21 protein-coding genes and 4 tRNA genes are annotated in these 16746 nt (G+C 27.6%); 20 read left to right on the top strand and 5 right to left on the bottom strand.

Going from position 1 to position 16746, the window contains the following annotated elements; genetic code table 11:
* Positions 1–2: 2 nt before the first annotated feature.
* From CRU91_RS11450 to CRU91_RS11430, 5 genes are read right to left on the bottom strand one after another with little or no spacing between them, the layout of a single operon-like run.
* Positions 3–701, bottom strand: a complete 699-nt coding sequence (locus CRU91_RS11450) for an SDR family NAD(P)-dependent oxidoreductase (RefSeq protein WP_113895353.1) — start codon at positions 699–701, stop codon at positions 3–5.
* Positions 698–2218: an HAL/PAL/TAL family ammonia-lyase gene (locus CRU91_RS11445; protein WP_113895352.1), complete on the bottom strand. Its 1521-nt coding sequence runs from the start codon at positions 2216–2218 to the stop codon at positions 698–700. Before CRU91_RS11445 ends, CRU91_RS11450 begins: the two co-directional genes overlap by 4 nt.
* The gene (locus CRU91_RS11440; RefSeq protein ID WP_113895351.1) at positions 2215–3075 is read right to left on the bottom strand and encodes a lysophospholipid acyltransferase family protein; all 861 of its coding nucleotides are present in this window, start codon (positions 3073–3075) and stop codon (positions 2215–2217) included. The genes CRU91_RS11445 and CRU91_RS11440 overlap by 4 nt, the downstream gene beginning before the upstream one ends.
* Positions 3075–3797 (bottom strand): glycosyltransferase family 2 protein, encoded by a 723-nt coding sequence (locus CRU91_RS11435; protein ID WP_113895350.1) that lies wholly within the window; start codon positions 3795–3797, stop codon positions 3075–3077. The genes CRU91_RS11440 and CRU91_RS11435 overlap by 1 nt, the downstream gene beginning before the upstream one ends.
* Positions 3787–4098, bottom strand: a complete 312-nt coding sequence (locus CRU91_RS11430) for a hypothetical protein (protein WP_113895349.1) — start codon at positions 4096–4098, stop codon at positions 3787–3789. Before CRU91_RS11430 ends, CRU91_RS11435 begins: the two co-directional genes overlap by 11 nt.
* Before the next feature lie 125 nt (positions 4099–4223).
* On the opposite strand from CRU91_RS11430, the gene CRU91_RS11425 reads away from it, so the two are divergent.
* The 20 genes from CRU91_RS11425 to CRU91_RS11330 all read left to right on the top strand — a co-directional run bounded on the left by CRU91_RS11425 (position 4224) and on the right by CRU91_RS11330 (position 16593).
* A complete protein-coding gene (locus CRU91_RS11425; RefSeq protein ID WP_113895348.1) occupies positions 4224–4481 on the top strand; it encodes a phosphopantetheine-binding protein in 258 nt (85 codons plus the stop codon).
* 4 nt (positions 4482–4485) lie between these two features.
* Positions 4486–5718, top strand: a complete 1233-nt coding sequence (locus CRU91_RS11420) for an NAD(P)/FAD-dependent oxidoreductase (RefSeq protein ID WP_113895347.1) — start codon at positions 4486–4488, stop codon at positions 5716–5718.
* A complete protein-coding gene (locus CRU91_RS11415; protein ID WP_113895346.1) occupies positions 5708–6823 on the top strand; it encodes a beta-ketoacyl-[acyl-carrier-protein] synthase family protein in 1116 nt (371 codons plus the stop codon). Before CRU91_RS11420 ends, CRU91_RS11415 begins: the two co-directional genes overlap by 11 nt.
* Positions 6813–7454, top strand: a complete 642-nt coding sequence (locus tag CRU91_RS11410; RefSeq protein ID WP_113895345.1) for a beta-ketoacyl synthase chain length factor — start codon at positions 6813–6815, stop codon at positions 7452–7454. Before CRU91_RS11415 ends, CRU91_RS11410 begins: the two co-directional genes overlap by 11 nt.
* Entirely contained in the window at positions 7451–7795 is a 345-nt protein-coding gene (locus CRU91_RS11405) for a hypothetical protein (protein ID WP_113895344.1), read from the top strand. Before CRU91_RS11410 ends, CRU91_RS11405 begins: the two co-directional genes overlap by 4 nt.
* Positions 7776–9113: an alpha/beta fold hydrolase gene (locus CRU91_RS11400; protein ID WP_222718468.1), complete on the top strand. Its 1338-nt coding sequence runs from the start codon at positions 7776–7778 to the stop codon at positions 9111–9113. Before CRU91_RS11405 ends, CRU91_RS11400 begins: the two co-directional genes overlap by 20 nt.
* 77 nt (positions 9114–9190) lie before the next feature.
* Positions 9191–9949, top strand: a complete 759-nt coding sequence (locus CRU91_RS11395; protein WP_113895342.1) for a phosphatidate cytidylyltransferase — start codon at positions 9191–9193, stop codon at positions 9947–9949.
* A complete protein-coding gene (gene dxr / locus CRU91_RS11390) occupies positions 9946–11013 on the top strand; it encodes a 1-deoxy-D-xylulose-5-phosphate reductoisomerase (protein ID WP_113895341.1) in 1068 nt (355 codons plus the stop codon). The genes CRU91_RS11395 and dxr overlap by 4 nt, the downstream gene beginning before the upstream one ends.
* Positions 11003–11281 (top strand): hypothetical protein, encoded by a 279-nt coding sequence (locus tag CRU91_RS11385; protein ID WP_113895340.1) that lies wholly within the window; start codon positions 11003–11005, stop codon positions 11279–11281. The genes dxr and CRU91_RS11385 overlap by 11 nt, the downstream gene beginning before the upstream one ends.
* 3 nt (positions 11282–11284) lie before the next feature.
* Complete coding sequence (locus CRU91_RS11380; protein ID WP_113895339.1) at positions 11285–11836, top strand: RBBP9/YdeN family alpha/beta hydrolase; 552 nt, start codon at positions 11285–11287, stop codon at positions 11834–11836.
* Positions 11837–11839: 3 nt separating this feature from the next.
* On the top strand, positions 11840–12835 hold the full coding sequence (gene tsaD, locus CRU91_RS11375; protein WP_113895338.1) for a tRNA (adenosine(37)-N6)-threonylcarbamoyltransferase complex transferase subunit TsaD: 996 nt from the start codon (positions 11840–11842) through the stop codon (positions 12833–12835).
* Positions 12836–13183, top strand: coding sequence for a translation initiation factor (locus CRU91_RS11370; protein WP_113895337.1), 348 nt, complete (start codon positions 12836–12838; stop codon positions 13181–13183).
* 20 nt (positions 13184–13203) lie between these two features.
* A complete protein-coding gene (locus tag CRU91_RS11365; RefSeq protein ID WP_113895336.1) occupies positions 13204–14589 on the top strand; it encodes an NAD(P)H-hydrate dehydratase in 1386 nt (461 codons plus the stop codon).
* On the top strand, positions 14586–14897 hold the full coding sequence (cutA, locus tag CRU91_RS11360; RefSeq protein WP_113895335.1) for a divalent-cation tolerance protein CutA: 312 nt from the start codon (positions 14586–14588) through the stop codon (positions 14895–14897). The genes CRU91_RS11365 and cutA overlap by 4 nt, the downstream gene beginning before the upstream one ends.
* Positions 14894–15673: a thiazole synthase gene (locus CRU91_RS11355; RefSeq protein WP_113895334.1), complete on the top strand. Its 780-nt coding sequence runs from the start codon at positions 14894–14896 to the stop codon at positions 15671–15673. The genes cutA and CRU91_RS11355 overlap by 4 nt, the downstream gene beginning before the upstream one ends.
* 110 nt (positions 15674–15783) lie before the next feature.
* Positions 15784–15861: transfer RNA gene (locus CRU91_RS11350), tRNA-Pro, on the top strand.
* 11 nt (positions 15862–15872) lie between these two features.
* Positions 15873–15949: transfer RNA gene (locus CRU91_RS11345), tRNA-His, on the top strand.
* Positions 15950–15963: 14 nt separating this feature from the next.
* A tRNA-Arg gene (locus CRU91_RS11340) sits at positions 15964–16040 on the top strand.
* A 4-nt stretch (positions 16041–16044) separates the two neighbouring features.
* Positions 16045–16129: transfer RNA gene (locus CRU91_RS11335), tRNA-Leu, on the top strand.
* 260 nt (positions 16130–16389) lie between these two features.
* Complete coding sequence (locus CRU91_RS11330; protein ID WP_113895333.1) at positions 16390–16593, top strand: hypothetical protein; 204 nt, start codon at positions 16390–16392, stop codon at positions 16591–16593.
* Positions 16594–16746: the final 153 nt, after the last annotated feature.

Here is a 16746-nt window from a genome sequence, read left to right as displayed (position 1 = left end):
TTTTATCTTATCATTCCACCACTAATATTTAAAACTTCTCCACTTATATAAGTTGCATCAACTCCCATAAAATAAGCACAAATAGCAACTTCTTTTGCTGTTCCAAATCTTCCAAGAGGAATAGTTTTTTTTAGTTCTTTTAAATTTGTTATATCTTTTGTCATTTCTGATTCTATAATTGCTGGTGCTAGAGCATTTACTCTTATATTATAACGACCAAGTTCTATTGCCAAAGATTTTGTAAACGCGATAACTCCACCTTTACTTGCACTATAATTTGCTTGTCCAGCATTTCCACAAACTCCAGAAATAGAAGCAATATTTACTATGCTTCCTTTTTTATTCACCATCATATTTTTAGAGATTAGTTTTGTAATATAAAAATTTGAGTTTAAATTTGTGTTGATTACATCTTCCCACTCATCATCACTCATAAAGAAAAATAGATTATCTTTTATAATTCCAGCATTGTTTACCAAAACATCAACTTCGATATTTTCTAAAGCATTTTTGATAGAGTTTTTATCTTTTAAATCAAAAGAGATTAATTTTCCTTGATTGTTTATCTCTTCTAAAAGATTTTGAGCTTTTTGCTCGTTGCTATTGAAGTGAATATATACAAAAAAACCATTCTTTGCATACTCTTTTACTATCTCTTGTCCTAAACTTCCTGTTGCTCCTGTAACTAATACTTTTTTCATATAAACTTTTTATCTTCTATGAATTTATATAAAACTTCAATATCTATATCCATTCTTCTATCTTCAAAAAGAGGTTTTACATCTTTTCTAATTTCATCATAGATATTTTTTAGATGAGGTGAAACCAAATTTTTTCCTCTTATATCAATAGCTTGAGCCATTCCTATAAATGCAATACTCAACATATTGTATAAATCAGGAATCATTTTAGAAAAATCATTTGCAGCAGTTGTTCCCATAGATACTTTATCTTGATTTAATGACTCAGTAGGTCTTGAAAATATGGAAGCAGCCGTTGTATTTTTAATAACATCAGCACTTAAAGAACTTAGAGTTATTTGCATTGCTTTAAAGCCATGATAGAAAGGTTCAGTTGAAAGTTTCAAATTCTCTCCTAAACCACGATTAAATTTATGATCAACCAAAAGTGCAAACTCTTTATCTAGTAAATCAGCCAAATTTCCAGCACAAATTTTAAGTGTATCCATAGCATGAGCTACATATCCACCATAGAAGTTTCCAGAAGTATATATTCTTTTATTTACCCCATCGATTAGAGGATTGTCATTTACAGAATTTATCTCTTGTTCTACCCATTTCTTAGAAATCTCTAAATTATCTCTTATTACTCCTAAAACTTGTGGAGCACATCTCATAGAGTAGTTATCTTGGATATTTAAGTCATTATCTGCAAAGAATTTATCGTATCTATCATCTCTTCCATGAGTTAGTTTTGAGCCTTGTATTTTTCTTTTGATATTCTTTGCACTTTGAATTTGCCCACTAAATGGTTTTGAAAGATGTACAAAATCATCAACTGGTGTATCATCTCCTAATAAAACTTCAAACATTCCAGCAACATAACTCTCCATAGAGTTTAAAATTGTTTCAAACTCTTCAATACTTGCTAGTGCTATGGCACTCATAATAGTTGTACCATTCATAATTGCTAAAGCCTCTTTAGGTTTAAAAATATAAGGAGTTATATTTAGTTCTTTATAAACTTCCATAACATCTTTTATTTCATCTTTATAATAAACTTCTCTCTCACCTGCTAAAACAGCAGCTATATATGATAATGGAGTTAAATCACCACTTGCTCCAACAGAACCTTGAGATGGAATAACTGGAATAATATCTTCTTGTATTAGAAGTTCTAAATGTTTTAGTAACTCTAGACTAACACCAGATTTCGCTTTACTCAATGATATTGTTCTCATAATAGTTGCATATTTACAAACTTTATAAGATAGTTTTTTACCTACTCCACAACCATGGAATCTAAAAAGATTTGTTTGTAAAATTTTGCTATCTTCATAACTTACATAGTTTTTACCACTTGCCCCATAACCAGTTGTAATACCATAAATTGGTTTTCCATTCTTTATTTCATCTATTAAAAAATTGTGAGTTTCTTCTATTTTTATTTCAAAGTTTTTATCTTTTGAAATCTCTATTTTTTGACTATTGATAATATCATTTAAAGTTATATATCTTTCATCTATTTTCAAATTCATTTATTTCCCCAAAAATTATATAAGTTAAACCATTGGTTTGGATATTTTTTTACAATATCTTCTAAATTTTTTACATATTCAATTAAAGAGTTTGTAACAGCACTTTTTTCATTTAAACTAAAATCCATTTTAATTTCTTTTGCTTTTATTAAGTAACTTTGTAAACCAATATTTATTACAAATGCTAGTGTTATGTGAGTTTTTGTTTTATAAGCTACCTTAAATGGATTTGTATTAAAAGATGCTAACTCTCCTAAGAACTCTACTTTTTGTGAAAATTTTGGATCAACTGCTCTATCAGCCATAAAAGCAACGCACTCTTTATTTGAGATGGCATTTGCAATTTTTATTGAAACTTCAATTGGATTTGCACTTTGATCTATAATATTGATATTTTTTAGTGGGCTATTAATAGAGTTTTCTATTTTTTTAATACTTTCCAAAATAACCTCTTTCATAACCACATTGATATTATTAGTTGATAGTGTTTTACAATTTGTTACAGACCAACCACCAAAGTGAGATAAAAGTAAAATAGAACCATTATCAACTTGTTCTTTAATTAATTCTTTATTCTCATAAGTAAAATTATAAGAATTGCAGTCATATTTTGATATAAATCTATCAACCATACAAATAGCAAACATAAAAAGATGATTATAATAAACTTTTTTTGTAAAAGGTATATGTAGTTTTTCATAATATATTTTTAAATCTCTATACACATTTGTTGCAAAAATAAAATAGAAAAATGTTACAGGATACATCAAATAATATGTGAATTTATATCCAAAAAATTTATATAGAGTAAAAACTAATTTTATACTCCAACCACTTCCTCTTTGAATAGTTGCCATTATTTTTTAACTTTTCTAAATAGATTAAAAAACATATTTGCCCATTTGATAGGAAGCATTTGAACATGAACCCAAACTATTGCCATAGTATCTTCAAATTTTCTAAAATGACTTACTCTATCTTCAGCTTTAGGATAATAACACTCTATAGAAGTTTCTAAAATCTCATTTCTAGCCCATGCATGTTTTATAATAACTTCCATTTCCCAATCAAATTTTGAAGTTTTATATTGAAAATTTAATATAGAAACAGGATAAATTCTAAATCCTGATAAAGAATCTGTTATTTTAAATCCAGTATCCCAACAAGCCCAAAAATTACTAAACCATCTTCCAAATTTGGAACCATTTGGAACATTTGAAATATCAAAATTTCTAGCACCAATAATTATTTGATTCTCTTTTGTGATAGCTTTTTGAAGTTTGCTTATCTCACTTGCCATATGTTGTCCATCTCCATCAAGACAGACAAAATAGTCATACCCTAACTCTTTTACTTTTTTAGCTCCACTTAAAATGGCTTCACCTTTGCCTTTGTTTCTTTCATGACGAATAATAACCAAATTTTCATTTTCTTTTAAAATATTCGATACAGGATTTGTATAACCATCATCTACAACAATGACTTTTAGATTGTAAGATAAAATATCATCTACAACTTTTTGTATAGTTGAGTCATTGTTTAAAGTTGGAACAACAGCAATAATATTTTTAAATTTCATAAGTAAACTCACTGATTTTATTATTTAATAATCCTTTGATAACTATTTTATAAGAGTTATTATCATTTGTATGTATACAATATTTTATTTTATCATTAGGTTTGATTATAGATAGAAATTTTGCTTTTTGGATTCTTTTTATTTTATGTTCTAAAATATTTGCAATGATATCTATTTGAAGAAATGCTGGTAAAAGCTTATTATCTGGGAAATGAGCTTTAAATACTTCATGATCTTTATTTGTTAATTCAATTATATATTCATCTTCTTTTTTTTCTAATATTTTAAATAGATTTTTCAAAATGTAGCTTACCATGTATAATTTTTTACGCATTTTATAATATCTTTACTTAATAGTTATTTTTTTAAGAGAAAAGATAGTACAATTGATACTTAAAATTATAGTGTAGATAAGGAAATATAGATATGGCTATTTTGATAGATGATTTTAAACAAAAGTTAATTGATAGTTTAAAATTAGAAGATATGAGCATTAAAGATATAGAAGATAATTCACCACTTTTTGGAGAAGAGGGATTGGGATTAGATTCAGTTGATTCTATCGAGTTAGTTTTAATTATTGAAAAAGAGTATGGTGTAAAAATAAGTAATAGTGCTGATTATAAAACTATTTTTTCATCAGCTAGCAATTTACTAGAATACATAAATAATAGCAGAAAATAAATCAATGAAAAATTATGATGTACTAATAATAGGTGGAGGACCTAGTGGTTCTATAGCAGCAATAAAATTATTAAAAGCTGGATTTAATGTAATAATTTTAGAAAAGTTAGAGTTTCCTCGATTTGTAATTGGTGAATCGTTGCTTCCAAAGTGTAATCAGATTCTTGATGAAATTGGAATTATTAATGATATAGAAAAACAAGGGTTTATGTTAAAGCCAGGTGCTATATTTATAAATGAAGAAAAAGAAGAAGAAATAATAGATTTTAGGAATAATCTAGGACAAAAATGGGGAACAAGTTTTCAGGTAAAAAGAGAAGAATTTGATAATGTGTTATTAGAAACGGCAAAAAAATATGGAGCAGATGTAATACACAAAATTGAAGTTGTAGATTATAATAATGAAGAAAATGAAATCATAGCAGAAGATGAAAATGGGAATAAAATTGTATACAAAACACGATTTGTATTGGATGCTTCTGGTTACGGAAGAGTTTTACCAAAACTTTTAGATTTAGATATCCCATCAGATTTAAAATTAAGAAATGCAATTTTAACTAGAATGACTGGAGAAACAAGAAGAGATAAAGATAAAGAAGGTTTCATAGATATTGTTATTCATGATGATAACAAAGCTTGGTTTTGGGGTATTCCTTTTAGTGATGGAGTGACTTCTATTGGAATAGTTTGCGAAGAGAGTTATTTTTTAGATACAAATCTTTCTAAAGAAGAATTTTTATTAAAACAGATAAATGAGCATAAGTACCTAAAAGAAAAATATAAAAATGCAAAACAAGTAGCCCCTGTAAGAATTATAAATGGTTACTCAGCGGCAATTAAAAAGATGTATGGAAAAGGTTATGCTTTAAGTGGAAATGCTACTGAGTTTTTAGACCCAGTATTTTCTTCAGGGGTTACTTTAGCTTTAGAATCATCTTCTAAAGTTGCTTCTTTAATTATAAAAGAATTGAATGGTGAAGAAGTAAATTGGAAAAAAGATTATGAAGATTATATGATGATTGGAATAAACGTTTTTAGAGAGTTTGTTTATGCTTGGTATGAAGGAAAACTGCGAAAAATATTTTATGCTCCAAATAAATCAAAACAAATAGAAAAATCTATTGCATCTATATTATCTGGATATGTGTGGGATGAAAGTAATTATTTTGTAAAAAATACTAAACAAAAAATCGATGCTTTAGTTTCTTTAATTGATAGTGAAGTGAATGCAAAATAGAGCTTTTATCAACTATTTTGATACAGTTTGTTGTGCTGGAAATAATCCAGAAGAGCTTTTTGAATCAATTTTAGAGAAAAAAGATTGTATATCTTTAGATACAAATTTTGTAAAAGAACAAACTGTTGCAATAGGAAAAATAAAAACAGACATTAGTTTAAATGAACTTTTGGTTCAAAGATTAAAAAAGCTTTTAGAAAATACAAATTTAGAAGATTTCTCACAAACACTTTTAGTCGTTGGTTCTAGTGTTGGTGGTATGAATGAGACAGAAAGAGTTTATTTTAAAGATAAAAACTATAAAAATATAGATTATAAAAAACACCCAATAGATTCAGTAGCAGATTTTTTAAAAAAAAACTTCAATTTTTACGATGATATATCTTTTTCAACAGCCTGTACTTCAAGTGCAAATGCTTTGGGATATGCAAAAGAGTGTATAAACAAGGGTGTTTATAAAAATATTCTAGTTGTAGGAATAGATGCTTTATCATTTACAACAGTTTGTGGATTTAGATCTTTAAGTGTATTATCTTCAAACATTTGCACCCCTTTTGATAAAAATAGAGAGGGTATGAATGTAGCAGAAGGATTTGGTTTGATACTTTTGCAAGATACTGAAAAAGAAAATTCAGTAGAGTTTTTAGGAGTTGGATATAGCTCAGATGCTCATCATATGACACAACCACATCCAGATGGTTTAGGTGCAATGGAAGCCATGAAAAGTGCTTTAAAAAATGCTAAGTTAAATACAAGAGATATTTCATATATAAATGCTCATGGAACGGGAACTTATGCAAATGATTTTTCGGAATTAACTGCTATCAAAACTTTATTTAAAGATATTCAACCAAAAATTAGTTCAACAAAATCAATTACGGGGCATACTTTAGGAGCTGCTGGTGCAATAGAAGCTATTATTTGTTGTATGATTTTAAAAAATCAGACAATTCCTACAAATAAAGGATTAATTGAAATAGAAATAGATGGTATCAACTATTCTTTAGAAAATAAAAAACAAAATATAAAATATACTATGAGTAATTCTTTTGCTTTTGGTGGTAATAATACATCTTTAATATTTGGAATTCCTTATGAATATTAATTTAGAAATTTTAGATACCTTTTATCTTTTTGATAAAGATGAAGTAAAAGAGTTAAATACAAAAGAATTAGTTCCTCAAATGGTTTTTAGAAGAAGATTAACAAAAGCGTCAAAGTTGGTAATTGAAGCTTTATCAAAATTGGAAGTTAATAATCATAGAATCATTTATGGAAGCTCTTTTGGAGAGCTTTTATCATCTGCAAATATTTTAAAATCTATTTTAAATGATGATATTTTGTCTCCAACAGATTTTCAAAATTCTGTTTATAATACAGCTGTTTCATACGCTTCTATTTTAAAGAAGAATAAAAATGAGATATTAACTGTATCAAGCGGAGATAATACATCACTAAAGGTTTTAAAAGCAGGTGCTATTAAAGCTTTAGATAATGATGAACTTATTTTAGTTTGTAGTGAAACTTTAAATATTTCTAATATTGAAGATGTAAACTCTTGTATTAATTATTTAGAGTGTGTTGTTGCTTTAAAAGTTAAAGTTTCAAAAGAAGATGAAAATATGAGTTTAAGTAATATTTCTATAAAAGGTTTTCCTAAATCTATTGAACATATTATGTATCTTGCACAAAATTTTGATAAGAGTAAAAAAAATATTGTAAAGATTGAATTATGAATTTACCACACCAAAAACCAATAAGATTTGTAGAAGATGTAATAAAAATTGAAGATGATATAGCTTATGTATCTTGTTTGTTCCCAAATATTCCGACTCTATCTATGATTTTTGAAGCTGCAGCTCAAAGTAGTTCAGCTTTTAATCAAGAAGAACCAAAAATAGGGTTTTTAGTTACTTTAAAAGAGGTAGAATTTTTACAAGAAGTAAATAATATAGAATTTTTGATAAGAGTAAAAAAAGAGATAAGTTTAGGAGCATTAAACGAATTTAGTTTTGAATTAATTTATGAAAATAGTATATATGCAAAGGGAAATTTTGTTGTTAAATTACAAGATTAAGTATGTTTTTATATTACTTTTATGTTTTTCAACTTTACTTGCAGAAGAGTTTTATATTCAAGAGCCTATTTTAAACTCTCAAGTATATATAAATATTGTGGGAGATGAAGAAAAAGAACCTATAATATTTGTTCATGGACTTGGTGATGAAGCTTCAACTATTTGGCAAGAGAGTATAGAAAAACTAAAAAATGAGTATTATATTATAACTTTTGATTTACCTGGATTTGGAAAATCATCAAAGGAAAATGTTGAATATACACCAGAAAAGTATGCACAAGTTTTAGACTTTTTAGTTTCCAAATTTTTAAATAATAGAGAGTTCTATTTAGTTGGACATTCTATGGGTGGAGCGATTAGTTTAAAATATGCGACAATGTATCAAGATAAGATAAAAAAGCTTTTTATCATCGATTCAGCTGGGGTTTTACATAAAGATGCTTATGGTGAGTTTATGTTAAAAGCACAAATAAATAAAATTGTTGACGAAAATAATAAAAGTGGATTAAATAGTCAAATTTCTCAATTTGCATCAAATATCACAAGTAGTATAACAACTATATTACCAAAAGATTTAAGTGGAATGGTACGAGATGAAACTATAAGAAAAAAAATTTTAAATACACCAAATTCAATAGCTGCTTTAGGACTTATAACTGAAAATTGGTTTGATATATACAAAATAAAAACTCCTACAATGATTTTATGGGGAGAAAATGATAATATAACCCCTTTAAGAACAGGATATATTTTAAATTATTTACTTGAAAACTCAAAATTATATATTATAAAAAATAGTGGTCATGTACCAATAATTGAATCCAAAGATGAGTATTTTAACTATTTGAATATATTTTTAACACAAGATATAGTAAAAGAAGAAACAACTTTTAAACCTATGAACAATATAAATAGGGAGTTAAATAATAATAAAGGATTATTAAAAAATTGTAGTTATAAATATTTAAAAATTGTAAATTCAAATAATCTATATTTACAAAATTGTAATATCGAAAAATTGGTTGTTGAAAACTCAAATATTTATATAATTGATTCACAAATAGGTGGAAATGATACTGCTATAACCTCTTATAATTCACAAATCAATATAACTTCAAGTATTATAAAATCAGATAATGGAATAAGAATTAGTGCTTCAAAACTTGATTTAGCAGGTGTGAAAATAGAGTCTAAAAATAGAGCCATAATTAGTGAATCAGAAAATGAAATAATATTTTCATTAGTTACTATAAAAAGTGGCATTACTAGTAAAATTTTCCATAAAAAAGAATCTATGAAACATAAACAAGAGTATTAAAATAGGAGATAAAAATTATTTACAAATAACAAAGATAAAAAATGTTAATATTATATACAAAAAATTAAGGGTTTGATATGTTAGAAATTTTAGGTGGTTTATCTACACGAGTTAAAACAGCACTTGTTATGTTTATACTTTTTTTAATAATTGCATATATAGATTCATATTTTCTATTTTGGTTAGTGTTTGGAATTGTGCTTATGGTAGCAATCTCAGAAGCAAAAGATTTATATAAGTTAGAAGGAAATAGCATATATATTTATATTGCTTTACTTTGGATAGCTGTATATTTTTATCCAATGCCTGTCGATCTTATATTTATCGTTGCTTTAGGATATGCTTCTCAACTTGCGTATAAAAGAAAACTTGATAAAAAAATGTTTTTACCATTGTTTTATCCGACAGCTTCATTTGTATTTTTAATGGCACTTTATAGCGAATTTGGAGTTATGGTACTATTTTGGCTTTTAATGATAGTTGCTGCTACTGATACAGGGGCATATTTTGCAGGAAAAGCATTTGGTAAAACTCAATTTTGTGAAACAAGCCCAAATAAAACTTTAGAAGGTGTTATAGGTGGTATGGTACTTGCAGTTATTTTAGGAACATTAACTTCTATAAATGATATAGGAATTCTAGGAGCTATTATAGTTTCTGCTATTGTTTCTTTATCATCAGTTTTTGGTGATTTGTATGAAAGTTATTTAAAAAGAGAAGCTGGAGTTAAAGATAGTGGAAGCATCTTACCAGGTCATGGTGGAGTTTTAGATAGAGTTGATGGATATTTATTTGGGGCCATAGTTATGCTTGTGTTATTAAGGATAATTATTTGATATTGCTTGGAAGTACAGGCTCTATAGGAGTTAATACTTTAGCAATAGCAAAAAAATATAATCTCAATGTTGAAGTTCTAGTAGCTGGAAGAAATATAGAGCTACTAAATCAACAAATAAAAGAGTTCAATCCAAAAAAAGTTGTAGTTGGTTTTGAAAGTGATATAAAATTTGTAAATCACACAAATGTAACTTTTGGAGAAGAAGCAATTTTGGAAGCTATTGAAAATAGTTCATCCCAAACTGTTGTAAATGCTTTGGTTGGATTTTTAGGTCTTAAACCAACTTTAAAAGCAATAGAATGTGGTAAAAAAGTAGCTTTAGCAAATAAAGAGTCTTTGGTTGTTGCTGGGAAATTTATAAATCAAGAAAAGTTAAGTCCGATAGATAGTGAGCATTTTGGGCTTTGGTATTTACTTCAAGATAAAGAAATAGAATCTATGACAATAACTGCAAGTGGTGGTTCTTTTAGAGATTATCCACTAGAAAATTTAAAAAATGTTTCTATTAAAGAGGCTTTGAATCATCCAAATTGGAAAATGGGAAATAAAATAACAATAGATAGTGCAACAATGACAAATAAAATATTTGAGTTGATAGAAGCAGCATGGCTTTTTAATACAAATAAGATTGATGCAATAATTGAAAGAAAATCACTTATTCATGCTTTGGTAAATTTTAAAGATGGAAGTACAACAGCTCATATAGCTAATGCTTCTATGCAACTTCCAATAGCTTATGCAATTTTAGGAAAAGTTGATGAGGAGATTTTAAAACCAGTTGATTTAGTAGAAGTTGGTTCTTTTGAGTTTCAAAAAATTGAACAAGAAAGATATCCCCTTTGGGAATATAAAAATGAGATATTGAATAATCTTGATTTAGGAGTTATTTTAAATGCTTCAAACGAAGTTGCAGTTGAAAAATTTTTAAATGGAAAAATAGGGTTTTTAGACATTTCAAAAATAACAATAAAAGCTTTAGAAAAATTTTACGATATAAAAGCAAATTCAATAGATGATATTTTTCGAATAGATAAAGAAGTGAGAAATTATTGTGGGGCTTGATTTACTTATACCTTTTGGAATTTTAATAGTGCTAGTTATATATTTAATTTATACTAGAACAAAATTTGAAAAAGATATGTTGAATTTGTATGAGAAAAAATTTGAAGAGTGGAAAGAACAAAATCCAACTTCAAATGAAACAAAACCACATAAAGATTTTGTAGGATTAGTTTTTAAAGAAGATTACAAAATAAGTATAGAAATATTTGATAATAGTATAGAAGATAGACTTAAAAGAGGAAAGTTTGATATTATTTGTAAGGAATAAAATATGAGTAAAAGAGTATTAATTCTTCATGGACTTAGTGGAAGTGAATATCCACATTGGCAAAGTCATTTAGCTTCAGATTTAATTAAAGAGAACTATATTGTATCTTTTCCTGAACTTCCAAATAAAAATAGTCCAAACTTACAAGAGTGGAAAACTTTTGTAAAAAAAGAGATAGATCACTTTAAACCAGATATTATTGTTTGTCACTCTTTAGCAAATATTTTATGGTTTCATATTTGCGATGAACTTGATATAGAACTTGATAAACTTATGTTAGTTGCTCCTGTAAGAAATGAAGAATTAAAAGAAGCAAAAACATTTTTTCCTTATCCTGAGTCAAAAAATTTAAGAGCAAAAGAGATTATAATGGCTTGTTCTACAAATGATCCATATATGAGTTTGGAAGAGGCAATATCTTTGCAAAGTAAATTAAATATTGGTATGAAGATTATGGAAAATGCTGGACATATAAATCCAAGTGCCGGATTTGGGAAACTTGATTGTGCTCTTGATTGGATAAAAAGAGAAGAAGTTTGTGAAAAACAAGGATAATATATGATACTAGCGATTGAGAGTTCATGTGATGATAGCTCTATTTCTATTACAAAAATAGATACTTTAGAACTGATTTTTCATAAAAAAATATCTCAAGAACTACAACATAGTATCTATGGTGGAGTTGTTCCAGAACTTGCAGCTAGATTACATATTGAAGCACTACCTAAAATCCTTGAAGAGTGTAAAGAATATTTTTCACAATTAAAAGCTATTGCTGTTACAAATTCACCAGGACTTAGTGTAACTTTAACTGAAGGTGTATCTATGGCAAAAGCATTGAGTATCTCTTTGAATCTTCCACTTATTGCTGTAAATCATTTAAAGGGGCATATTTACTCTCTTTTTATTGAAAAAAAGGAAATATTGCCAATAACTGTTTTACTTGTATCTGGTGGACACACACAGATAATAGAAGCAAATAGTTTAAATGATATGAAAGTATTAGCAACTACGATAGATGATAGTTTTGGAGAGAGTTTTGATAAAGTTTCTAAAATGCTAAGTCTCGGATACCCTGGTGGTCCAATAGTAGAAAAATATGCACAAAAAGGAGATAGTAATAGATTCGATTTACCAATTCCCCTTTCTCAAAGCCCTAAGATTGAATTTAGTTATTCTGGACTTAAAAATGCAGTTAGATTGAAAGTTGAGGATTTAGAACGCACCAATTTAGAAGAGCAAGATAAATATGATATTTGTGCAAGTTTTCAAAAAACTGCTTCAGCTCATATCTTGCAAAAATTAAAAAAACTTTTTAAACAAAAAGCTCCTAAAAATTTTGCAATAGTTGGAGGAGCAAGTGCGAATATATATTTAAGAAGCCAAATTGAAAAGCTTTGTTTTGATTTTGGTGTAAAATTATATTTAAGCGAATTAAAGTATTGTTCAGATAATGCAGCTATGATAGGAAGAGTTGCAGTTGAACAATATAAAATAAGAGATTTTGTAAAAGTAAACGAAATAGATATAAAAACGAGAGTAAAGGAGATATAGATGAGTTTAGCAAGTAAATTGGCTTTAGGGCTTGGTGCAAAACTTGATGGTGAACATTTTGATACAAAAAAAGAAGATAAAAAAAAGCCTAAAAAGGATGAAAAAACTCTTTTACCAAAAAATCAACACCAATTAGTTTTTGGTTTTGAAAAGAGAAATGGAAAACCAGTTACAACAATTGGAAAATTTCAAATTGAAGATGAAAAGAGAAAAGATATTTTGAAATTGCTTAAAACTCAACTTGCATGTGGTGGTTCAATAAAAGATGAGAGCATAGAAATACAAGGTGATTTAAAAGATAAAATCAGAATAATTTTAGTTGATAATGGATGGAAATTTAAAAACTAAAAATTAATAGGAGAAGGCTCATGCAAAAAATATTTGATGAGGTAAATAGTTTAGATAAAAGATCTTATGAAAAGTTTTTTTTAACTGAAGATATTTTGATGGAACATGCAGCTTTCTCTATTTATACTTATATAGAAAATAACTTTAAAAAAAATAGTACGATTTTAATTATTTGTGGAAGTGGAAATAATGGAGCAGATGGTTTAGCATTAGCTAGACTTTTATATAAAAAATTCGATATAAAAATATACTTAGCAAATGAGCCAAAATCTTCTATGGCAAAAATCCAATATGAAAGAATAAAAAGTTTAGATATCACAATATCTGAAAAACTTTTTGAAGCAGATATTTTGATTGATTGTTTATTTGGAACAGGATTAAATAGATCTTTAGATGAAAATAGTAAAACCTTAATTTCAAAACTAAATAGTTTCAATTCTTTTAAAATTGCTTGTGATATTCCAAGCGGAATTAATAATGTAGGACAAATAGAAAATATTGCTTTTAAAGCAGATGTTACTATAACTATGGGAGCTTTGAAACTTTCACTTTTTAGTGATGTAGTAAAAGATTTTATAGGAGATATTCAAGTTTCTAATTTAGGAATTCAAAGAGAAATTTATGAAACACAAACAAATAAATTTTTACTTGAATTAAGTGATATAAATCTTCCGTTTAGAGATAAAGATAATTCTCATAAAGGAACATTTGGACATACAAATATAATAATTGGTACAAAAACTGGTGCAGGAATTATCTCTTGTGATTCAGCTTTTGCTTTTGGCTGTGGATTAGTAACTGCAATATCAAAAGAAGATTTAGATTTACCATATCATATTATGCAAGATAGAAAAATTAGTAAAAATTGTACATCTATTGCAATTGGAATGGGATTGGGAGAGTATGAAAAAAATGAGATAGAAAAGATTTTAGAAACAGATATTTTAAAAGTTATTGATGCTGATTTGTTCTATGAAAAATTACTTTTAAAATATTTAGATGATAAAGTTGTCTTAACTCCACATCCAAAGGAGTTTATCTCACTTTTAAAACTTACAAATACTGATGAGATTTCTATTGAAGAATTACAAAATAATAGATTTTTATATGTAGAAAAGTTTTGTAAGAAATATCCAAAAGTTGTACTTTTACTAAAAGGTGCAAATGTAATAATCGCACAAAATGAAGAAATATTTATAAATAACTTTGGAAGAGCAGTTTTAAGTAAAGGTGGAAGTGGAGATGTATTAAGTGGATTAATAGCTTCACTTTTAGCACAAGGATATGATAGATTAGAAGCTTGTATAACTGCGAGTTTAGCTCATACAACGGCTTCAAATAACTATCCAAAAAATAATTATTCGCTAAGTCCTCAAGAATTAATAGAAGAGATAAAGAAATTATGAATTGTGTAGTTATACAAACAACTTTTTCTTCAAAAGATGAAGCAAAAAATATAGCTAAAGCTTTGCTTGAATCTAAACTTGTTGCTTGTGTTCAACTTTTTGAAATAGAGTCGATATATAATTGGGAAGATAAATTATGTTGCCAGAATGAAACACTTTTAAATATAAAGACAAAAAAAGTAAATTTTTCTAAAATTAAAAGCAAAATCTTAGAACTTCATAGTTATGATGTGCCAGAAATTATCGAGATAGATATTTCAAATATTAGTGAAGATTATTTAAAATTTATAAAGGAAAATACAATATGAGTGATATATTAAAAATTGGAAAATATGAATTAAATAGTAGGTTAATAGTTGGTAGTGGAAAATACAAAGATTTTGCCACAACAAGAGAAGCAACACTTGCAAGTGGAAGTGAACTTATAACTGTTGCCATACGAAGAGTAAATATTACAAATCCAAATGAAGAAAATTTATTGGATTATTTCAAAGATACAAATATCAAATTTTTACCAAATAGTGCGGGATGTAAAAACTCAGATGAAGCTGTTACTACTTTTAGATTGATGAGAGAAGCAACGGGAATAGATTTGATAAAACTTGAAATTATTGGAGATTTTAGTAAAACTTTATATCCAGATGTAATTGAAACTATTAAAGCTTGTGAAATATTAAAAAAAGATGGTTTTACAGTTATGGCATATACAAGTGATGATTTAATTGTTGCTAAAAGACTTGAAGATGCTGGAGCAGATGCTATTATGCCTTTAGCTGCTCCTATTGGAAGTGGTTTAGGTGTTCAAAATAGATATAATGTTGCTTTTATAAAAGATGCAGTAAATGTTCCAGTTATTGTTGATGCTGGAGTTGGTTGTGCAAGTGATGCTGCTATTTGTATGGAACTTGGAGCAGATGCAGTTTTGACAAATACTGCTATTGCTTGTGCTCAAGATCCAATTATGATGGCTCAAGCTATGAAATATGCAGTAATATCGGGAAGAATGGGATATAAAGCGGGAAGAATAGCTAAAAAGCCTTACGCAAGTGCTAGTTCTCCACTTGATGGATTGATTCAATTTTAAGAATTTTGATAGAAATTAAAGAAAATTACAAATTTCCTTTGATTTCTATTGACAAATGATAAAATATATAATATAATTCCGTCCACTTTTTGTAATTAAAAGGTGTTTGTCGGGGCGTAGCGCAGTCTGGTTAGCGCACCTGGTTTGGGACCAGGGGGCCGGAGGTTCGAATCCTCTCGCCCCGACCATTTATTTTATGGTAGGTATAGCTCAGTTGGTTAGAGCATCGGGTTGTGGTTCCGAGGGTCGTGGGTTCGAGCCCCATTATCTACCCCATTTATTTTTACTATGCTTCCATAGCTCAGCTGGATAGAGCAACGCCCTTCTAAGGCGTAGGCCGTACGTTCGAATCGTACTGGGAGTACCACTTTGCGGATGTGGTGAAATTGGTATACACGCCAGACTTAGGATCTGGTGCCTCACGGTGTGAGAGTTCGAGTCTCTCCATCCGCACCACTTATTTTAAATCATATTCAAATCTTACTTTATAATATAAAATCTTTAATTTTTCTAATATATCAAAATCAAATAAATAAATTATAAAATACAATACAACAATTAAAAAGTTTTAATTTACAAATAGTAGTTTTTGTTACCAAAAGTAACTCTGATTTACAAATTTCAAAATTCTTTTGTAAAAATTGTCCATTTTTTTCATTTAAATCGTCTTACTATATAGAGAAACAAATTCTCAAAATTAATACAAAGGATATAAGATGAAAAACAAAGTTTTCATTTCAGTTGTAACATCGTTGATGTTAGGAAGTTCTTTTGCAAATGCAAAAGAGATAAGTTTGCAAGAAGCAGTAGAGAATATAGTAAAGAAATATAATGTAACATATATCTCAAAAGCTAATAATCTGAAAGATAAAAGTATAGATTCTCAAAAAGTTAGGTTTCGGGGGGGGGTACGGTATTAAGTAATCTAAATAGCGTACTAGAAGAACATAATCTCAAAGCTATCGAAGAAGATAGCATAATTTACATAATAGAAAAACCAAAATATCAAAACTTTGGTAATACTACTGTTTTAGATGAAATATCTGTTTCTAGTTCTAATTATAAAAATGGAA

The organism is Aliarcobacter vitoriensis (assembly GCF_003316695.1).
Lineage (GTDB): Bacteria > Campylobacterota > Campylobacteria > Campylobacterales > Arcobacteraceae > Aliarcobacter > Aliarcobacter vitoriensis.
This window is presented reverse-complemented; position numbering and strand designations above follow the sequence as displayed.

Excerpts from the sequence above, each read along its gene's own strand:
- CRU91_RS11365 (WP_113895336.1), top strand. The coding sequence starts at position 13,204 with ATGCAAAAAATATTTGATGAGGTAAATAGTTTAGATAAAAGATCTTAT.
- CRU91_RS11355 (WP_113895334.1), top strand. The coding sequence starts at position 14,894 with ATGAGTGATATATTAAAAATTGGAAAATATGAATTAAATAGTAGGTTA.
- CRU91_RS11370 (WP_113895337.1), top strand. The coding sequence starts at position 12,836 with ATGAGTTTAGCAAGTAAATTGGCTTTAGGGCTTGGTGCAAAACTTGAT.
- tsaD (WP_113895338.1), top strand. The coding sequence starts at position 11,840 with ATGATACTAGCGATTGAGAGTTCATGTGATGATAGCTCTATTTCTATT.
- CRU91_RS11395 (WP_113895342.1), top strand. The coding sequence starts at position 9,191 with ATGTTAGAAATTTTAGGTGGTTTATCTACACGAGTTAAAACAGCACTT.
- CRU91_RS11415 (WP_113895346.1), top strand. The coding sequence starts at position 5,708 with ATGCAAAATAGAGCTTTTATCAACTATTTTGATACAGTTTGTTGTGCT.
- CRU91_RS11420 (WP_113895347.1), top strand. The coding sequence starts at position 4,486 with ATGAAAAATTATGATGTACTAATAATAGGTGGAGGACCTAGTGGTTCT.
- cutA (WP_113895335.1), top strand. The coding sequence starts at position 14,586 with ATGAATTGTGTAGTTATACAAACAACTTTTTCTTCAAAAGATGAAGCA.
- CRU91_RS11435 (WP_113895350.1), bottom strand. The coding sequence starts at position 3,797 with ATGAAATTTAAAAATATTATTGCTGTTGTTCCAACTTTAAACAATGAC.
- CRU91_RS11330 (WP_113895333.1), top strand. The coding sequence starts at position 16,390 with ATGAAAAACAAAGTTTTCATTTCAGTTGTAACATCGTTGATGTTAGGA.
- CRU91_RS11440 (WP_113895351.1), bottom strand. The coding sequence starts at position 3,075 with ATGGCAACTATTCAAAGAGGAAGTGGTTGGAGTATAAAATTAGTTTTT.
- CRU91_RS11410 (WP_113895345.1), top strand. The coding sequence starts at position 6,813 with ATGAATATTAATTTAGAAATTTTAGATACCTTTTATCTTTTTGATAAA.
- CRU91_RS11405 (WP_113895344.1), top strand. The coding sequence starts at position 7,451 with ATGAATTTACCACACCAAAAACCAATAAGATTTGTAGAAGATGTAATA.
- CRU91_RS11380 (WP_113895339.1), top strand. The coding sequence starts at position 11,285 with ATGAGTAAAAGAGTATTAATTCTTCATGGACTTAGTGGAAGTGAATAT.
- CRU91_RS11450 (WP_113895353.1), bottom strand. The coding sequence starts at position 701 with ATGAAAAAAGTATTAGTTACAGGAGCAACAGGAAGTTTAGGACAAGAG.
- CRU91_RS11445 (WP_113895352.1), bottom strand. The coding sequence starts at position 2,218 with ATGAATTTGAAAATAGATGAAAGATATATAACTTTAAATGATATTATC.
- CRU91_RS11425 (WP_113895348.1), top strand. The coding sequence starts at position 4,224 with ATGGCTATTTTGATAGATGATTTTAAACAAAAGTTAATTGATAGTTTA.